18 protein-coding genes are annotated in these 16,664 nt (G+C 70.3%); 10 read left to right on the top strand and 8 right to left on the bottom strand.

Features of this window, described 5'->3' with window-relative positions; translation table 11 throughout:
* Positions 1-45: 45 nt before the first annotated feature.
* The gene (locus tag ACIO1C_RS04200; protein WP_401858364.1) at positions 46-702 is read left to right on the top strand and encodes a class I SAM-dependent methyltransferase; all 657 of its coding nucleotides are present in this window, start codon (positions 46-48) and stop codon (positions 700-702) included.
* A gap of 137 nt (positions 703-839) precedes the next feature.
* Here ACIO1C_RS04200 and ACIO1C_RS04195 read toward each other — a convergent pair whose 3' ends face one another.
* From ACIO1C_RS04195 to ACIO1C_RS04185, 3 genes are all read right to left on the bottom strand, one after another.
* The gene (locus ACIO1C_RS04195; RefSeq protein ID WP_401858361.1) at positions 840-1,955 is read right to left on the bottom strand and encodes an HTTM domain-containing protein; all 1,116 of its coding nucleotides are present in this window, start codon (positions 1,953-1,955) and stop codon (positions 840-842) included.
* Complete coding sequence (locus tag ACIO1C_RS04190; protein WP_401858359.1) at positions 1,945-2,652, bottom strand: DUF5819 family protein; 708 nt, start codon at positions 2,650-2,652, stop codon at positions 1,945-1,947. The genes ACIO1C_RS04195 and ACIO1C_RS04190 overlap by 11 nt, the downstream gene beginning before the upstream one ends.
* A 110-nt stretch (positions 2,653-2,762) precedes the next feature.
* Positions 2,763-4,166, bottom strand: coding sequence for an ice-binding family protein (locus ACIO1C_RS04185; protein ID WP_401858356.1), 1,404 nt, complete (start codon positions 4,164-4,166; stop codon positions 2,763-2,765).
* Positions 4,167-4,434: 268 nt separating this feature from the next.
* On the opposite strand from ACIO1C_RS04185, the gene ACIO1C_RS04180 reads away from it, so the two are divergent.
* From ACIO1C_RS04180 to ACIO1C_RS04165, 4 genes are all read left to right on the top strand, one after another.
* Positions 4,435-5,373, top strand: coding sequence for a DUF2797 domain-containing protein (locus ACIO1C_RS04180; protein WP_401858353.1), 939 nt, complete (start codon positions 4,435-4,437; stop codon positions 5,371-5,373).
* A 71-nt stretch (positions 5,374-5,444) separates the two neighbouring features.
* The gene (locus ACIO1C_RS04175) at positions 5,445-6,338 is read left to right on the top strand and encodes an amidohydrolase family protein (protein ID WP_401859098.1); all 894 of its coding nucleotides are present in this window, start codon (positions 5,445-5,447) and stop codon (positions 6,336-6,338) included.
* 67 nt (positions 6,339-6,405) lie between these two features.
* Positions 6,406-7,161, top strand: coding sequence for a response regulator transcription factor (locus ACIO1C_RS04170; protein ID WP_401858351.1), 756 nt, complete (start codon positions 6,406-6,408; stop codon positions 7,159-7,161).
* Positions 7,158-8,789 carry a sensor histidine kinase gene (locus ACIO1C_RS04165; RefSeq protein ID WP_401858348.1) on the top strand — a complete coding sequence of 544 codons (1,632 nt, stop codon included), beginning with the start codon at positions 7,158-7,160 and terminating at the stop codon, positions 8,787-8,789. Before ACIO1C_RS04170 ends, ACIO1C_RS04165 begins: the two co-directional genes overlap by 4 nt.
* 12 nt (positions 8,790-8,801) lie before the next feature.
* Here the strand turns inward: ACIO1C_RS04165 and ACIO1C_RS04160 are convergent, their stop codons facing one another.
* Together ACIO1C_RS04160 and ACIO1C_RS04155 are read right to left on the bottom strand one after the other, a co-directional pair.
* Positions 8,802-9,518, bottom strand: a complete 717-nt coding sequence (locus ACIO1C_RS04160) for an SDR family oxidoreductase (RefSeq protein ID WP_401858345.1) — start codon at positions 9,516-9,518, stop codon at positions 8,802-8,804.
* Positions 9,519-9,546: 28 nt separating this feature from the next.
* Complete coding sequence (locus ACIO1C_RS04155) at positions 9,547-10,407, bottom strand: DUF427 domain-containing protein (protein ID WP_401858342.1); 861 nt, start codon at positions 10,405-10,407, stop codon at positions 9,547-9,549.
* Positions 10,408-10,756: 349 nt separating this feature from the next.
* On the opposite strand from ACIO1C_RS04155, the gene ACIO1C_RS04150 reads away from it, so the two are divergent.
* The 3 genes from ACIO1C_RS04150 to ACIO1C_RS04140 are packed head-to-tail and all read left to right on the top strand — an operon-like array spanning position 10,757 to position 12,932.
* Positions 10,757-11,176: an SDR family oxidoreductase gene (locus ACIO1C_RS04150; RefSeq protein ID WP_401859097.1), complete on the top strand. Its 420-nt coding sequence runs from the start codon at positions 10,757-10,759 to the stop codon at positions 11,174-11,176.
* Positions 11,177-11,200: 24 nt separating this feature from the next.
* A complete protein-coding gene (locus ACIO1C_RS04145) occupies positions 11,201-12,073 on the top strand; it encodes an alpha/beta fold hydrolase (protein ID WP_401858339.1) in 873 nt (290 codons plus the stop codon).
* A gap of 49 nt (positions 12,074-12,122) precedes the next feature.
* Entirely contained in the window at positions 12,123-12,932 is an 810-nt protein-coding gene (locus ACIO1C_RS04140; protein WP_401858336.1) for an alpha/beta hydrolase, read from the top strand.
* On the opposite strand, the gene ACIO1C_RS04135 is transcribed toward ACIO1C_RS04140, so the two are convergent.
* Positions 12,819-13,781, bottom strand: a complete 963-nt coding sequence (locus ACIO1C_RS04135; protein ID WP_401858333.1) for a LysR family transcriptional regulator — start codon at positions 13,779-13,781, stop codon at positions 12,819-12,821. The genes ACIO1C_RS04140 and ACIO1C_RS04135 overlap by 114 nt on opposite strands.
* Positions 13,782-14,036: 255 nt before the next feature.
* Between ACIO1C_RS04135 and ACIO1C_RS04130 the strand changes: the two genes are divergently transcribed.
* Complete coding sequence (locus tag ACIO1C_RS04130; protein WP_401858330.1) at positions 14,037-14,879, top strand: TetR/AcrR family transcriptional regulator; 843 nt, start codon at positions 14,037-14,039, stop codon at positions 14,877-14,879.
* Positions 14,880-14,970: 91 nt separating this feature from the next.
* On the top strand, positions 14,971-15,279 hold the full coding sequence (locus tag ACIO1C_RS04125) for a hypothetical protein (RefSeq protein WP_401858327.1): 309 nt from the start codon (positions 14,971-14,973) through the stop codon (positions 15,277-15,279).
* Positions 15,280-15,322: 43 nt separating this feature from the next.
* On the opposite strand, the gene ACIO1C_RS04120 is transcribed toward ACIO1C_RS04125, so the two are convergent.
* Entirely contained in the window at positions 15,323-15,787 is a 465-nt protein-coding gene (locus tag ACIO1C_RS04120) for a PPOX class F420-dependent oxidoreductase (RefSeq protein WP_401858324.1), read from the bottom strand.
* A gap of 10 nt (positions 15,788-15,797) precedes the next feature.
* A complete protein-coding gene (locus tag ACIO1C_RS04115) occupies positions 15,798-16,631 on the bottom strand; it encodes a YceI family protein (protein ID WP_401858322.1) in 834 nt (277 codons plus the stop codon).
* Positions 16,632-16,664 lie beyond the last annotated feature (33 nt).

The raw sequence follows: 16,664 nt of genomic DNA, 5'->3' as shown, positions 1-16,664 counted from the left end.
GATCTCCCCGAGGACAGGGGCCGGCCCTTGCGAAAAGGAAACACCTTGCCCGCACAACACGACATCGCCGCCGAGACGGAGTTGTGGGACACCTTCGCCGCTTCCGCTTTCAAGGACGACGCGGAGCCGAGCTTCTGTTGGACGCAGTACGCCGGTCACGGGCCTGGCCCAGAACTACTCGGCGACCCGCGCTCTGTGCTGGAGATCGGCTGCGGCACCGGCCGGGCCGTCGCCCACCTCGCTCGGCGCGGCATCGCCGCTCGGGGCGTCGACCTGTCGCCCACCATGGTCAAGAAAACCACCACGAAGTGGGCCGGCACCGGCGCGGAGTTCGTGTGCGCCGAGGTCCTGGAGTACCTGAGCGGGCATGAAGACGTGTACGACGCCGTCTACTCCATCTTCGGAGCCGCCTGGTTCACCGATCCGGGCCGTCTCTTCCCGCTCGTCCGCCGACGGCTCAAGTCCGGCGGCGCCTTCGTCTTCTCGCAGCCTCCAGCCATCCCCGGGGCGTACGGGCCGCAGGGTATGTACAAGGGAGGCTTCGCAGGCAAGGCGATGTTCACCTACCGCTACAGCTACCGCCCGGCCGTGTGGGAGCGCCTGCTGATCCGGGCCGGGTTCGCGACGGCCGACGCGCGGGTCGTCGACGCACCGCGGCCTGGGCACATCGGCACGCTGCTGGTCTGTGCGGTTGCCCCATGACCGTGTTACCGAGCCGCGCCCGACGCTACGGATCGGAAGGTCGCGGGTTCGGATCCTGCCGGGTGCGGAGCGGCTCAGAGGCCCGGTCGGGGAGTTGATCGGGCCTCTGGTGTGCGCTCGGACGGACCAATGGCCCGTCAGTGATGTGAAACCGGCCTTGTCCCCTCCGTGCGGGTCTGTTGGGGGAGGGACGCCGGGACCGGTGCCGGCTTGTTCTTGCGGTGGGTCAGGCTGCGGGTCCGTTGGGCCAGGGACTCGTAGAAGCGGTCCGGGAGGAAGACCGTGTCGGCCACGATCATCGCGCCGGAGAAGAGCGGCAGGCCCATGAGGAGGGCGATTCCCAGGTGCATGCCGAGCAGTGCCGCCAGGACCGGGTACTTGAGGCGGCCGAACAGGGTGAAGGGGAAGGCCACCTGGAGCAGCACGGTCAGGTAGCCCGTGATGGCGATCATCAGGGGGTACTGGTCGGCGAGGTGGGAGAGCGCGGGCCACGGGCGGAAGAGTTGGAGGTTGAGTACGTAGTGGAGGGCCGTGCCGTTGCCCCAGGTGCCGCCCTGGACCTTGTACAGGCCGGCGGATCCGTAGAGGAAGCAGACCTGCGCCGCGATCACGAACATGGCGCAGTTGTGGAGTGTGGCTGTCAGGGTTCTTCTCGCGTCGCCCAAGGGGAGGAGGGGGACGGGGAGGCTGGGGAACCGCTTCCTGGCGGGCCTCGTGCGGGCGCGGCGTGCGTCCAGGGACCAGCGTCTTCCGCAGGCCGTCAGGACCAGGCAGACGGTCATGAGGAGGATGAGGTTGTCTCCCCCGTCCGTCATGAAGATCGACCGGGCGTGGAACGACGCCACCACGACGGCGAAGAGCACGGACAGGATCCGGGTCCGCCAGCCCAGCGTGAACAGGACCGAGACGACGAGGGCCGCCGCGTAGCAGCATTCGAAGTACGTCCGGCTGTCCGACAGGGTCAGGACGCTGGCCCAGCCGGTCTGGTCGAACAACTCCCTGGCCAGCGTGGGAGTCCACGGTGAACCGGGGCCCCAGATCGCGTCGCGGTGCGGGAACTCGCGCAGCAGGAAGGCGAGGTAGAGGAAGCCGTACCCGATGCGCAGCACGGCCGCCGCGTACAGGGAGACGGGGCGCTCGACGAGGAGCGTGGCCAGGGCCCTTGCACGGGCGGGCAGTGACGTGGTCCCGGTGTCCTCCGACCGTGGGTCCGTGGACCGCCGCGGGGCGGGAGTTCTGCGCTCAGTTTCCATCCGGGTTCACCTCTCGCCACGGCAGCAGCCGGTTCTCCGTCACCCGGGACGCCGACGGCGCCTGCCGGCCGTCCGGTGACGCGGGTGGGGCGATGGCCAGCGTGAGGACCCTGAGCTGGATGGACTCGAAGGGGCGACCGCCGCCGTGGTCGGCCGCGCGGTCCGACGCGATGTTGTACAGGTACCGCTGGATCATCGCGGCCCGCTCCGAATGGGGCCGGTCGTCACCGCCGTGCAGTTCGACGTACGACGTCCAGGCCCGGCGCAGCAAGTTCTGTGTGGTGTGGCTCGGGAAGGCGTTGTGCCTCACATCGGCGCGGTCGGCGGCTGTCAGATCGAACCAGTCGCTGACCTTGACGGTGCCGTCCGGCGCGGTGTGTGCCGTCCTTGCCAGAATGCGCCGGTTGACGGAGTCCGGGTCCGGCGCGAAGAGCCGCCAATTCTGTTCGAACAGTGGATAGATCCATGCGTCGATCTGTCGACTGTAACGCTGTGAAACGGCATTGGCCGGGGCCACGTGCAGGAATACCATCGTTACGTGTGTCAGCGTCGTCATCGCGCAGAGGGCGACCACGGTCCGCAGCCCCGCTTTCAGCGTTCGCGCGAGCCAGGGGCGCGGTCGTGCCGAAGGCACGGATTCCGTAATGGTTTCTTCCTCGCGTTCTCGTGGGATTTCTTTCTCGTCGCAGCTGCTCACGTCCACGTTTCCTTACGGGGATTCACGGACGGCACGCGGCGGAATCGGGATCCGGGATTCCGCCGCGTGCCGCCGTTGATCGGGCCGGATGCACCGGCCCGGACCGTCACCTAGCGTGTCTGGCCCTGGTCGTCGGACCACTCGCCGTGACCGCCGTGACCCTCGGAGTCACCGGCGTGCTCCGACTCGTCGCGGCCCTCCGGCCCCTGGGGCCGGTCTCCGTAGCCGCCGTAACCCTCGTCGCCGCCGTAGCCGCCGTAGCCGCCCTCTTCGTGGCCGGGCTTGCCGTGGCCCTCGCCATGTTCGGGCTTGCCGTGGTCGCCGCCGTGGCCGGGCTTGCCGTGCCCTCCGCCGTGTTCGGGCTTGCCATGGCCGCCACCGTGCTCGGGCTTGCCGTGGCCGCCGCCGGTGACATTGCCCCCGGTGATGTTCCCGCCCGTGATGTTGCCGCCGGCGGTGTTCCCCTTGGTGGAGTTGCCTCCGGTGGTGTTGCCCACCGTGTTGCCGGACGTGTTCCCCGAGATGTTCCCGGAGGTGCTGACCGTGCTGCCGCCGCCGAGGGTGCCACCGGTCAGTACGCCCCCGAGGACGCCGCCCAGCACACCGCCGTTGGTGGTGCCGCCGGTGGTGCCACCGGTCAGCACGCCCCCGAGGACCCCGCCCAGCACACCGGTGGTCGTCCCGGTCGTCGTGCCCGTGGTGGTGGTACCGGTCGTCGTGCCCGTCGTGGTGCCGGTGGTCGTCCCGGTCGTCGTGCCACCCGTGGTGGTCGTGGAGCAGGTCGCCCGGCTGATGCGGTTGTTGTCCAGCGTCACCGAGCCGTTACGGGCCAGCGCCCGGCCGTCGATGCTCGCCCCGGTCGTGACGCTGATCGAGGTCAGGGCCAGGATGTTGCCGACGAACACGGAGTTGGTGCCGAGCGTCGCCGAGCTGCCGATCTCCCAGAAGACATTGCACGGCTGCGCGCCGTTGATCAGCGCCACGCGGCTGGCGGACGCCGTCGTCAGTCCGGAGCCCACCTGGAACACCCAGACGGCGTTCGGGTTGCCGCCCGCGTCCAGGGTGAGAGTGCCGGTGAGTCCGAGCGTGCTGGACGCCGTGTAGACGCCGGGAACGAGCGTCAGACCGCCGGCGTCCGGCGGGAGAGCGGCGTCGGTGGCCTGTCCTGCGGCGTTGTTGAACGCGGCGACCAGGTCGGACTTGGCCTGGAGCGCGACCGCGTCTGCCGAGTGCTGGACACCGTTCACCAGGCCGGGCGGGAATCCGCTGATGGCCGTACCCGGACTCACGCCGACGTCACCGGTGATGACCGAAGGACCAGTATTGGTGATCTGCTGTCCCGCCAGTACGGCGAAACTGTCCGCAGTACCCAGCGGAACGGGTGTCGCGATGGCGACGGCCTGCGTCGTCGTCATTACCACGACTGCGGCGGCGACCAGCGGGGCCATTGCCCCGGCAATCCATCTGGGAACGTTGCGACGACGTGATGGTGCGCGCGAGACGTGCAGCGTCATGAGTGAGCCGGCTCCTGTCGAACGAGGTTTCTGGACAGAGCAGTTCAGGTCTGGGAACAGCCCATCTGTCAAAGACGCATAACGCTCGAACGTGCCATTCGGAAATGATGCATTCGAGTGAGATTACATATTTGAAACACGGACAACAGATTTCAGAGCGATTTCCGGGGGCGGTGGGGCGCCGCCGGTGGTGCGCTGCCAGGGGGGGGCGTTGTGAGCGGGACCTTGTCAGCGGGGCGTTGTCAGTGGGGTGGGGGACAGTGGTGGGGTGAGGACGGTCGGGTGGTGGTGTGACGGCGTGGGGTGGGCGGGTGGGACGCCTGTGCTTCGGTGGCGGCGGGGTGGGGTGGGTGAGCGGCGGGAGAGCGTTCTCGCGATCGGGGGCGCGGTCGGGTTCCGGGTGGCGGGGGTGCGGGTCTGCGGTGGGGCTCGGGGGAATCCGTGTCCGGTGAAGGGCTTGCTCGGGGGGCGGGGCACCGGGGGGTTGTGCGTTGAGTGCGCTCGGTTGGATCGGCTGCATTCCGTGGCCGCCGACGCGCTCGCCGATGATCCGCGCGTCTATCGCGTCTACTTGGCCTGGTTCGGTCCTGGGCTGGTCAAGGTGGGGATCACCAGGGAGGAGCGGGGGTCCGCGCGGTTGTTGGAGCAGGGGGCCGTGGTCTTCAGCTGGCTGGGGCGGGGGCCGCTGATGGCCGCGCGGCGGGCCGAGGAGTTGTTGCGGGTCGCGCTGGGGGTGCCGGACCGGATTCCGTACGCGGAGAAGCGGCGCGTACGGGCCGGTCTGCCCGGGGTGGCCGGGCGTGCTGACGAGGTACGGCGGATGCACGCGCGGGCCGGGGCGTTGGCCGGGTGGCCCGAGTCCTTGGAGCGGATCGGGTTCGAGGCCGTTGACCACGGGGTTGTCTTCGGGTTGGACGGGCTCCCGCCCGCCGGCGGTGTGGTGAGGGAGTTGGTGGACGGGGGGTGCGTCGCCGGGCGCCTTGTCGCCGCCGCTGGGCCCGATCTGCATCTCGCCACGGTTGGCGGAGGAAGCGGAAGCGGAGGTGGAAGCGGAAGCGGAAGCGGAGGTGGAAGCGGAGGGGTGGTTGTTCTGGATACCCGGCTCATGAAGGGGTGGGAGTTGGCCGGTGTGAGGGATGGGGAAGGAGGGTTGACTGTGCCTGTGCTGGATGTACGGGTGGGGGATGTTCAGGGTGGCCTCTTCTGAAGAGGCGGCGGAGGAAGGGGTCTTTCGTGGGCGATCCGGCTGATGTGGCTGATGTGGCTGACGTGGCTGATCTGGCAGATCTGGCTGATGTGGCGGATGCGCGTGACGTGTTGCGCTTTCGGGAGCGGGTCGGGGTGCCTGCCCTCGTTGATGTGCACACCCACTTCATGCCTGACGGCGTGCTCCGCAAGGTGTGGGCCTACTTCGACTCCGCCGGGCCTCTGGTCGGTCGGGAGTGGCCCATCACCTACCGGCAGGCGGAGGACGAACGGGTCGCGCTGCTGCGGGCGTTCGGGGTGCGGGCCTTCACCTCGATGCTCTACCCGCACAAGCCCGGCATGGCCGAGTGGTTGAACGGGTGGGCCGCCGGCTTCGCCGCCCGTACCCCTGACTGCCTGCGGACCGCCACGCTCTTTCCCGAGGCGGGGGCTGACGGGTATGTGCGTGCGGCCGTCGAGAGTGGGGCGCGGGTCTTCAAGGCGCATCTCCAGGTCGGGGCCTACGATCCGAACGACCAGCTGCTCGACGGGGTCTGGGGGCTGCTCGCCGAGGCCGGGGTGCCGGTGGTGATGCACTGCGGTTCCGGGCCCGCGCCCGGCAAGTACACCGGGCCCGAGCCCGTGGGGCGGCTGCTCGCGCGGCACCCACGGCTGCGGCTGGTGGTCGCGCACATGGGGATGCCGGAGTACGGGGACTTCCTCGACCTGGCCGAGCGGTACGGGGAGGTGCGGCTCGACACGACGATGGCGTTCACGGACTTCAGCGAGTCCATGGCCCCCTTCCCCCGCGAGGCCGGGGTGCGGCTGGCGGATCTGGGGGACCGGATCCTGCTGGGGAGCGATTTCCCCAACATCCCGTACCCCTACGTCCATCAGCTGGAGGCCCTGGAAGGGCTCGGACTGGGGCACGAGTGGCTGCGGGCGGTGTGCCACGACAACGGCGCCCGGCTCTTCGATCTTGCCTAGGCGTTTCTCAGGGAATTCATAGGAATCGGCAAGAAGCCTCTCACCGGCCCTCCCCAGGGTGAGGACCATGACCGTGATCTCGCCCAGGGGGCGCGCCGAAATGCTCAGGTCGGACGGGAACCCCGTCCGTGTCCTCGTCGTCGACGACGAGGCCTCCCTGACCGAGCTGCTGTCCATGGCCCTGCGGTACGAGGGGTGGGAGGTGCGCAGCGCCGGTGACGGGGCGGGCGCGGTGCAGTCGGCGCGGGAGTTCCGGCCCGACGCGGTGGTGCTCGACGTGATGCTGCCCGACATGGACGGGCTCGCGGTCCTCGGCCGCCTCCGGCGCGAACTGCCGCAGGTGCCCGTGCTCTTCCTCACGGCGAAGGACGCCGTCGAGGACCGCATCGCCGGGCTGACGGCGGGCGGCGACGACTACGTCACCAAGCCGTTCAGCCTGGAGGAGGTCGTGGCGCGGCTGCGCGGCCTGATCAGGCGGTCGGGCGCCGCGGCGACCCGCAGCGAGTCGCTGCTGGCCGTCGGGGACCTCACCCTGGACGAGGACAGCCACGACGTCGTCCGGGCGGGGCGGTCCATCCACCTGACCGCGACCGAGTTCGAACTGCTCCGCTACCTCATGCGCAATCCGCGCCGCGTGCTGAGCAAGGCCCAGATACTCGACCGGGTGTGGTCGTACGACTTCGGCGGCCAGGCCAACGTGGTCGAGCTCTACATCTCGTACCTGCGCAGGAAGATCGACGCGGGCCACCCGCCGATGATCCACACCCGACGCGGCGCCGGATACCTGATCAAGCCCGGCGATCCGGCCGCCGCTCCGCGATGACGGCCGCCTCGCGACGGCGCTGGTCGCTGCGGACCCGGCTGGTGGTGTCCGCGGTGTCGCTGATCGCTGTGGTGGCCGCGGTGATCGGGAGCGTCACGACGATCGCGTTCCGTTCGCATCTGTACGACCAGCTGGACACGCAGGTGTCCACCATCGCCGCGCGCGCCGCGGGCCCCCAGGAACGGCCGCCCCGGTCCACCAGTCCCCCCGCGCAGGCGTCCGGCGGCCTGGCGGGCAAGGACCCGTTGAAGGTCGTGACGGGCGGCGGCGCCCCCGTGGGCACCGTCGGCGCCGAGGTGACGGACGCCGGGGCCCTCGGGCGGTCGCTGATCAGCACCCAGCAGGAGACCCCCGAGGATCCCCAGGTCACCGACCAGCCGCTGACCAGCGCGCAGACCGCCGCGCTCGCGACCGTCCCGCGCGACGGCGACCCGCACACCGTGGCCCTGCCCGACCGCGGGGACTACCGGGTCGAGTACGTCAGCGGCATCAAGGGCGACTTCCTCGTCGGCGTGCCCCTCACACCGGTCCAGAACACCCTCAGCACCCTGATCGTCGTGGAGGTCTGCGTCACCGTCGCGGGGCTGGCCGCCGCCGGGATCGCGGGCGGTGTCCTCGTCGGGATCGCGCTGCGGCCGCTGCGCCGCGTCGCGACGACCGCCACGCGCGTCTCCGAACTGCCCCTGCACCGGGGGGAGGTGGCTCCGCTCGTCCGGGTTCCGGCGGCGGAGGCCGACCCTCGGACGGAGGTGGGGCAGGTCGGGGCCGCTCTCAACCGAATGCTGGGGCATGTCGGGTCCGCGCTGCGGGCCCGGCAGGAGAGCGAGACGCGGGTACGGCAGTTCGTGGCCGACGCGGGTCATGAGTTGCGTACGCCGCTGGCCTCGATCCGGGGGTACGCGGAGCTGACGCGCCGGGGCCGTGAGGAGACCGGCCCGGACACGCGGTACGCGCTGCGCCGGATCGAGGCGGAGGCGGAGCGGATGACCGGGCTGGTGGAAGATCTGCTTCTGCTGGCGCGGCTGGACGCCGGACGGCCGCTCTCGTACGAGAGCACTGATCTCTCCCCCGTGGTCGTGGACGCGGTGAGCGACGCGCGGGCGGCCGGCCAGGACCACCACTGGCGCCTGGACCTGCCGGAGCCGGACGACCCGGCGGGCATCGTGCTCGCCGACGGGTCCCGGCTCCACCAGGTGCTCGTCAACCTGCTCGCCAACGCCCGGACCCACACCCCGCCGGGCACGACCGTCACCGCCCGGGTCCGCCGGGAGGACGCGGAGGACGCGGAGCGTGGTGGTACGGGCGCGGTCGGCGGTGTGAGCGTCGGTCCGTGGGTGGTGCTGGAGGTGGAGGACAACGGCCCTGGGGTGCCTCCCTCCCTCCTTCCCCACGTCTTCGAACGCTTCGCGCGCGGCGACGCCTCACGCTCTCGCGCGGCCGGCTCGACCGGTCTCGGCCTGGCCATCGTGCAGGCGGTGGTCACCGCGCACGGCGGGACCGTGGACGTACGGAGCGTGCCAGGCCGGACCGTGTTCGCCGTACGGCTGCCCGCGCACCCCGGGCAGCCCCCGGACCCCGGCCACAACCACAACTCACCGACAAGACGCGGGCTCAGCACGCGCCGGTGACGGCGGCCCGCGTCAGGCGAGCGGTTCGCCGCCGTCGACCGACAGCGAGACACCCGTGAGGAAGGTGTTGGTCATCGCGAAGACGACGGCGTCGGCGATGTCCTCCGCGGTGCCGATACGCCGCGCCGGGTTGTGCGCACTCCTCTCGGCGAACAGCGCGGCCTTCTTCTCCTCGCCCAAGGCGTCGTACGCCCCCGTGTCGATCGTTCCGGGCGAGATGGCGTTGACGCGCACGGGAGCCAGTTCCACGGCCAGGGCCTTGGCGATCACGTCGGCCGCACCGTTGGTGGCGGCGACGGCCAGCATGCCGGGAACGGGCTTGATGGCCGTGGCGCCGGAGAAGAGGGTGAGGGATCCGCCCTCGCGGATCCGGTCGCGGAAATGCTTGGCGAGGATGATCGGCCCGATCGCCTTGGTCGCGAAGGACAGGCTGAGGATCTCCGGGGAGAGCGCGTCGATGGTGCCGCGGGCCCGGGCCGAGGCGGTCGACACGATGTGGTCGACCTCTCCGAGCCGTTCGGCCAGTGCGACGACCGACTGCTCGTCCGTGAGGTCCACCGTCTCCGGGGTGACCCCCGGGTCGTTGTACGCCTTCGCGAGGCTCTGTTCGTCGCGCCCGGCGACCACGACCCGCGCGCCGGCTTCCCGGGCCGCCAGGGTCACCGCGCGGGCGATACCGCTGCCCCGCCCGACCACAAGTACCGTCTTGTCCTGAAGTGTTGATTTCATCGCTTTCTCCCTGTCCGACTTCTTGGGGTTACGGCTTCTCGACCTCGGCGACGTCGAGTCCGCGGTCGGCGCCGTGCGGGATCACCGTCTGGCCGGGCTCAAGCGTCAGACGCGTACCGTCCAGGTGGACCGCGACCTTGTCCGGCTCGAAGGACACGAGATCGTTGACGCGGCGCACCTCGTCGTAGGCGTGGCGGTAGGACCAGGCGGCGCCTTCGGTGCCGCCGATCTCGTAGTAGTCCGCGAGTCCCTTGTACGGGCAGAAGGTCTGGCCCTCGACGGGAGTGAGCGCGTCCTCGTCGATGTCGGCCCGGCGTACGTACCAGCGCGGCGCGAAGCCGGATTCGTACAGCACGACGGGCCGCCGGGTGCTCGCCACCACGCGGTCGCCGTCCCGTACTTCGAGATGCCGTGAGGAGTCGCGGATGTCGATCCGGTGGTACGCGTCCGCCGCGTGGCCGAGGATCCGTTCGTCCTCTTCGTAGAAGGCGTCCATGGCCCGCCAGGCGAACGCGACACGCCCCTCGAACTCCTCAGCGTACGCGGGGAGTTCCGTGTGCCGCCAGGCGGCGCGCGGCGTCTTCCGGTCCTTTCCGTGGACCGTGTACCAGGTGGTGGTGCCCAGTTCGCGGTGGTGGGTGGTCAGTTCGCCGCCTTCCAGAACTCCGGGCTCCACGTTGCCCAGGGGGAAATACGCCACCGGATACCTGCCGGGTTCGTGCAGGAGAATCACGTCCTCGCTCTCCGCTATCCACTCGCCGGAGAACCGGACCCGCATCCTGCGGCGGAGACGTTCGGCGAACAGCAGCCTCTCGGGCAAGGGTTCGGGCGTGAGGAACCTGCCGATCGAATGCGGTGCGAGAGGCCCCTGTTGCCATGCCAGACCCATGACGATTCCTTCTTCCACTGATGGCCTTATGGGTATGCGCGTGCCCCGGAACTTCCATCGTAGATCTACTCCCGGCCCATTGCCGAGGCCGGAAGCCATTCGATAAACCTTGGCTTTCCCTCCGGAAAACGCATGATCCAGAAGCGGCGGTCAGCAAATTCGCTCGTTAGCATGAGAGGAAACGCTCAAGGGAGGAAGCCATGGCTCTCTCGTTGAAGGGGCGGACCGTCCTCGTCATCGGTCGTGGGAGCGGAATCGCCCGGGCCGTCGTACTCGCGGCACAGTCCGAGGGAGCGAACCTCGTGGTGGCGGGGCGGAGCCGGGAACAGAACTCGACCGCCAGGCGGTCCTGCATTCGTTCGACACGAAGGTCGTCGGGCCGATCATGCTCGCCAAAAACTTCTCCGGGCGGATCGCGGAGGGGGGTTCGTTCACGCTGTTCTCCGGTGTGGCCGCCTTCAAGCCGGCGATCGGCTACCTCGGCGTCGCCGCCACCAACGGAGAGGTCGATTTTCTCACCAGGTCTCTCGCCCTTGAAATGGGGCCGGTCAGGGTCAACGCCATCTCGCCCGGCGTCATCGACACCGGCATCTGGGACTCCCTGGGCGACGAGGAGAAGAAAGCCTATTTCGAAAACCTTCGGACGAGAAATCCCGCCCGCCGTATCGGCGTGGTGGACGACATTTCCGCCGCGGTTCTTTTCGCCATGACAAACGCCTCGCTGACAGGTGTGACTCTCCGCATCGACGGCGGAGAGCCTCTCACCTGACGCGTCACCCCGAAGGGGGCAAACATGAACGTCGTTCACCATCGTTGTGCGACCGTCCAGGGGCACCACATCTTCTACCGGGAGGCCGGCCCCGCCGACGCCCCCGCGCTCGTCCTTCTGCACGGCTACCCGACCAGCTCGTACATGTTCCGCGACCTGATTCCGCGGCTGGCCGACCGGTACCACGTCATCGCGCCGGACCACCTCGGCTTCGGCCTGTCCGACGCGCCGGCCGCCGACCGGTTCGACTACACCTTCGACGCGCTGACCGCTCTCACCAAGGGCCTGCTCGACCAGCTGGGCGTCACCCGCTACGCCCTGTACGTCCAGGACTACGGCGCCCCCATCGGATGGCGCCTGGCGCTCGGCGATCCCGACGCGATCACCGCGATCGTCAGCCAGAGCGGCAACGCCTACGACGCCGGTTTCGTCGAGGGATTCTGGAAGACCATCTGGGACTACCAGCGTGAGCAGACCCAGGAGACCGAAGCGGCGATCCGTGGTGCCCTCACCCTCGACGTCACCAAGTGGCAGTACGTGACGGGCGTCCCCGACGAGTCGGTCGTCAGCCCGGACACCTGGCACCACGACTACAACCTGATCTCGCGCCCGGGCAACGACCTCGTCCAGCTCGCCCTGTTCCGTGACTACGCCACCAACTCGCCGCTCTACCCGCGGGTCCAGGCGTACTTCCGCGAACACAGGCCCCCGCTCCTCGCGGTCTGGGGCAAGAACGACCCGATCTTCGGTCCCGCCGGGGCGGAGGCGTTCCGGGAGGACCTTCCCGACGCCCGGATTCACCTTCTCGACGGCGGGCACTTCCTGCTCGAAAGCTCCCTCGACGAGGCCGCCGGGCTCATCCACTCCTTCCTCGACGATGTCGATCCGAAGCCGTAACGGCACTCACGCGAGGCCGTCACACCACTCACGCAAGAAGGTTGAAGAGATGAACCACACCTCCGTGGCCGCCGACCACGCGTCCGTGATCCTCGCCCACGGCGCCTGGGCGGACGGATCGAGCTGGAGCAAGGTGATCACCCGGCTGAGGTCGCACGGAGCCGGAGCCGGAGCCGGAGCCGGAGCAGGAGCCGGACAAGGAGCCGGACAAGGAGCAGGTGCCGGAGAAGGAGCCGGACTCCACGTACTGGCCGCCCCGCTCCCGCTCTCCTCGCCCCAGGACGACCTGGCCGCGCTGGAGCGGACCCTTGAGCGCACCGAAGGCCCGGTGGTCCTGGTGGGTCACGCCTACGCCGGAGCCGTGATCGGCGCGACCCGCAGTGACCGGGTGGCCGGACTGGTGTACGTCACCGGCCTCGCCCCCGACGAGGGCGAGACGGTGGCCGACGTCTACTACCGGGACCAACCGCACCCCAAGGCACCGAGGTTGGCCCCGGACGCCGACGGATACATATGGCTTCCCGAGACCGCGTTCGGCGACGCCTTCGCACCGGACGCCCCCGACGAGGAACGTGCCCTGCTCGCCGCCGTCCAGCGGCCGATCGCGGGTGCCTGCATCAGTACCGCCGTCGGCCGGCCGCTCTGGAGGGACCGGCCGAGCTGGTACTTCGTCGCGGAGCGGGACCGCATGATCCCCGCCGGCACCCAGCGCTTCATGGCGGAAAGGATGAACGCGGACGTGCGGTCAGCTCCCACCGACCACTCCCCGCTCTCCAGCGCCGCCGGAGCCGTCACCGACCTGATCCTGGAAGCCGTCCACGCGGTCGGCGCCGCTGACCGGCAGCCCCTGGTTCCGTAGATCCCTCAGGAAGAGGGCGACCAGGGAGTCCGAGGGAACGGTCGTGATCGCGACCACCGCGCGCCGGACCGGCGGATCAAAACGCAGCACCGCTCCCGCGGGCCGTACGGCGAGCGCGGACGCGGGAACGATCGACACGCCCATCCCCGCCCCGGCCAGCTGGGCCGCGGTGCGGGGACTGCGCGTACGGAGCACGGGACTGAGCGAGACCTGGTGGGAGGAGACGAACCGGTCGACCCACGCGGCGTTCCCGTTGTCGCTCGTGTAGTGGACGAACGGTTCGCCGGCCAGGTCCTCCACCCGGACGGAGGACCGTCCGGCGAAGCGGTGCTCGTCGGGGCACACGACAAGCATCTCCTCGTCCCCCAGCCGCTCGACGTGCGCCGTCGTGCCGGTGGGCTCGGGACCGACGACGATGTCCGCCTCCCCCGCCATCAGGATCTCCACCATCGCGTCGGTGCTGGTGAACTCCATGAGGTCGATCCGGACCTCGGGGCGCCGGGAACGCCAGCGCCGCAGCAGGGAGACCAGCAGCCAGACGGTCATCGTCTCGGCGCAGGCGAGCCGGATCCGCCCGGCCCGCCCGGCGGCCACGTCCCGGCCGGCCTCCACGGCCCGTTCGGCCGCCTTCAGGGCGATGCGCGCGTCGACCGCGGCGGCCCGGCCGGCGGCGGTCACGCGTACGCCACGGGAAAGCCGTTCCACCACCGGCGTGTCCAGCTCCCGCTCCAGGGCCGCGATCTGGTGGGACAGAGCGGGCTGCGACAGGTGAAGGGCCGCCGCGGCCCTGGTCACAGACCCCTCGTCAACGAGTGCGACAAGACACTCCAGCGCGCGCAAAGTAGCCATCCGGTCAATCTAAGGGCTGTCCCGCACTCCCCGGCGGGCGCGCGACGCCGGCTGACCGTCGGATGCCGCGGTGGGGCCGCGCCGGGCGGGCAGAGGGGACAGGAGGGGCCGCGCAGGCAGGGCAGACTCTTCGCCCACGGCGGCATAGCATCGCCCTCGGCGGACATTCCGGGTGCCGGTGGGCGGTATCCGGCAGTCGGCACCGCCCGGGGGCCGCGCGGCCGCCCGGCCGGACGGAACCGAGGAGGCTCAGCCATGGCGTCGGAAGCCGACAGCCCGAAGCGTCCGCCCAGGACCAGCGTCTGGCTGGACGGGAAACCGGTGACCAGGCCCCGCAGGGCGGAGCGCGCGGAGCGCGCGGAGCCGGCGCCCGGAAAAGCCGGGAACACCACCACCGCCACCAGGTCCGCTCCCGACCAGCCCCCGCCCCTCGACCGCGACCGCATCACCGCCGTCTCCGTACGCCTGCTCGACGCCGAGGGCTCCGCGAAGTTCTCCATGCGGCGGCTGGCGGGCGAGTTGGGCGTCACCGCGATGTCCCTCTACTGGTACGTGGACACCAAGGACGACCTCCTCGAACTCGCCCTGGACGCCGTCTTCGGCGAAGTCCGGGTGCCCGACCTCACGGACGAGACCGCCGACTGGCGCGACCAGCTGCGCGCACTCGCCGTCAGCTACCGGACCGTGCTCGTACGCCACCCCTGGGTCTCCCCGCTCATCGGCAAGTACCTGAACATCGGCCCGGGTTCGAGAGCCTTCTCGTCGGCCGTCCTCGCCGTCATGGGCAGGACCGGCCTCGCCCCGTACGGCCGGATGGGCGCGGTCGCCGCGGTCTTCCAGTTCGTGTACGGATTCGGCACGATCGAGGGCCACTTCGTCCAGCGGTGCGCGGAGGCGGGCCTGACCCAGGACGAGTACCACCGGCACGCCATGGGGACCATCCACGAACAGCCCGATTTCCAGCGGGCGTTCAAGAGTGCCGAGGAACTGCTGGAGACACGCGGCGGCGAGACGGTGGAGGAGATGCGCGAGCGGGACTTCACCTTCGCGCTCGACCTCATGATCGCGGGCATCGAGGCGATGCGGGAACGCGGCTGACACGGAACCCCCCGAAACCCCGGGCCGGGCCCCCCTGCCGTCGGTTAGTGTCACCGGCAGGTGATCGCGGGGGCGCGGGGGCGGGGGAGTCATGCTCGGACGGTGGTACACGGCGCTCGGCGTCAACCTGGTGCTCGGCGTGCCCGCCGTCGTCCCGATCTGGCTGCTGTACTACACCGTCTCGACCTGGGTGGACCCCGCGCCGGAGGAGAACGACGGCTTCGGCGTTGTCCTCGTCGGCGCCGGGCTTCCCGCCGCCGCCTGCGGATTCCTCTGGTGGCTGGCCAACCGGCCGCTCGCCCGCCGCACCCGGCTGCGGACAGCCCCGTACTGGGGACTCAGCCTTCTCGGCACCTTCGCTCCCACCGGCGCCATCATCGGCATCGGCTTCGCGACGTAGTACCGGAGTCCCGCCGGAGTCCCCAACCGTCGCCGCCCGCCCGCTACGACACCAGCCTCGCCGGGAAACCGCCCGTCGCGATCGGGCTCCACCGCTCCGGGGTCACCCGGATGATCGACTTGCCCTGCTTCACCATCGCCGCGCGGTACTCGTCCCAGTCCGGGTGCTCCCCCGCGATGTTCCGGTAGTACTCCACCAGCGGCTCGACGGACTCCGGGGAGTCGATCACCTCGGCCGCCCCGTCCACCTGCACCCAGGGGCCGTCCCACTCGTCCGACAGGACGAGCACGCTCACCCGCTCGTCCCGCTTCGCGTTCCGCGTCTTCGCCCGCTCCGGGTACGTGGAGACCACGATCCGGCCCGAGTTGTCGACGCCGCACGCGAGCGGCGAGCCCTGCGGGCGCCCGTCCGCGCGCGTGGTGAGGAGGATCGAGCGGTGCCTGGGCCGTACGAACTCCAGCAGTCCGGCCAGGTCCACGGTCGTATTCGTTGCGATGTTCGGTGCCATGGGACCGAGCCTACGACTCCGCGCCCGGTACGCTCTCGCCCCGCACCGCCTGCACATCCAACTCCACCCGCAGCGTGGTCCCGATCATCGCGATGCCCGCCTGGACGACCTGGTTGTAGTTCATCGCGAAGTCCTCCCGCCGCAGTTCCGCCGTCGCCCGGAAGGCCGCCCGCTGCCCGCCCCACGGATCGGGGCCCGCGCCCAGGTAGCTGAGGTCGAGACCGACCTCCCGTACGACTCCGTGCAGCGACAGTTCACCGTGCACGGTCCAGCGGTCGGGACCCGCGGGGGTCAGGGCCGTACTCCGGTACGTGATCTCCGGGAACCGCTCCACGTCCAGGAAGTCCGGCGACCTGAGGTGCTTGTCCCGCAGGGTGTTGCCGGTGTCGATGCTCGCCGCGGCGATGACCGCGTCGACCCGGGAGCCCGCGTACGAGCCCCCCGACTCCACGATCTCGATCCGGCCGCCGAACTCCTTGAACCGGCCGTGCACGCTGGAGATCCCGAGGTGCTGTGCCACCGCGCCCACCGACGAATGCGCCGGGTCGAGGCTCCAGACGCCCGGCGCGGGCAGCTCGGTGCCGTTCTGCCGGGCCAGGACCACCGTGCCGACCTCGGCCCTGCCGCTCGCCGTCACGAGCGCGGTGGAGGCGACGGGGGCGTACCCGAGGGCCGTCACGATCACGGTGTACGGACCGGGCGCGAGCGGGATCTCCGCCCGCACCGCCCCGTCCTCGTCCGCCGCCGCCCTCAGCACCTGCGCGCCGGTCATGTCGGTCATGGTCACGACCGCGTGCGGGAGCGCCCAGCCGTCCCGCGTCCGTACCTGTCCGCGAAGTCCCATCGTGCCTCTGCCTCTTTCGTTCCTCTGCCGCGT

Origin of the sequence: Streptomyces sp. NPDC087420 (genome assembly GCF_044744165.1) — a bacterium.
GTDB lineage: Bacteria > Actinomycetota > Actinomycetes > Streptomycetales > Streptomycetaceae > Streptomyces.
This window is presented reverse-complemented; position numbering and strand designations above follow the sequence as displayed.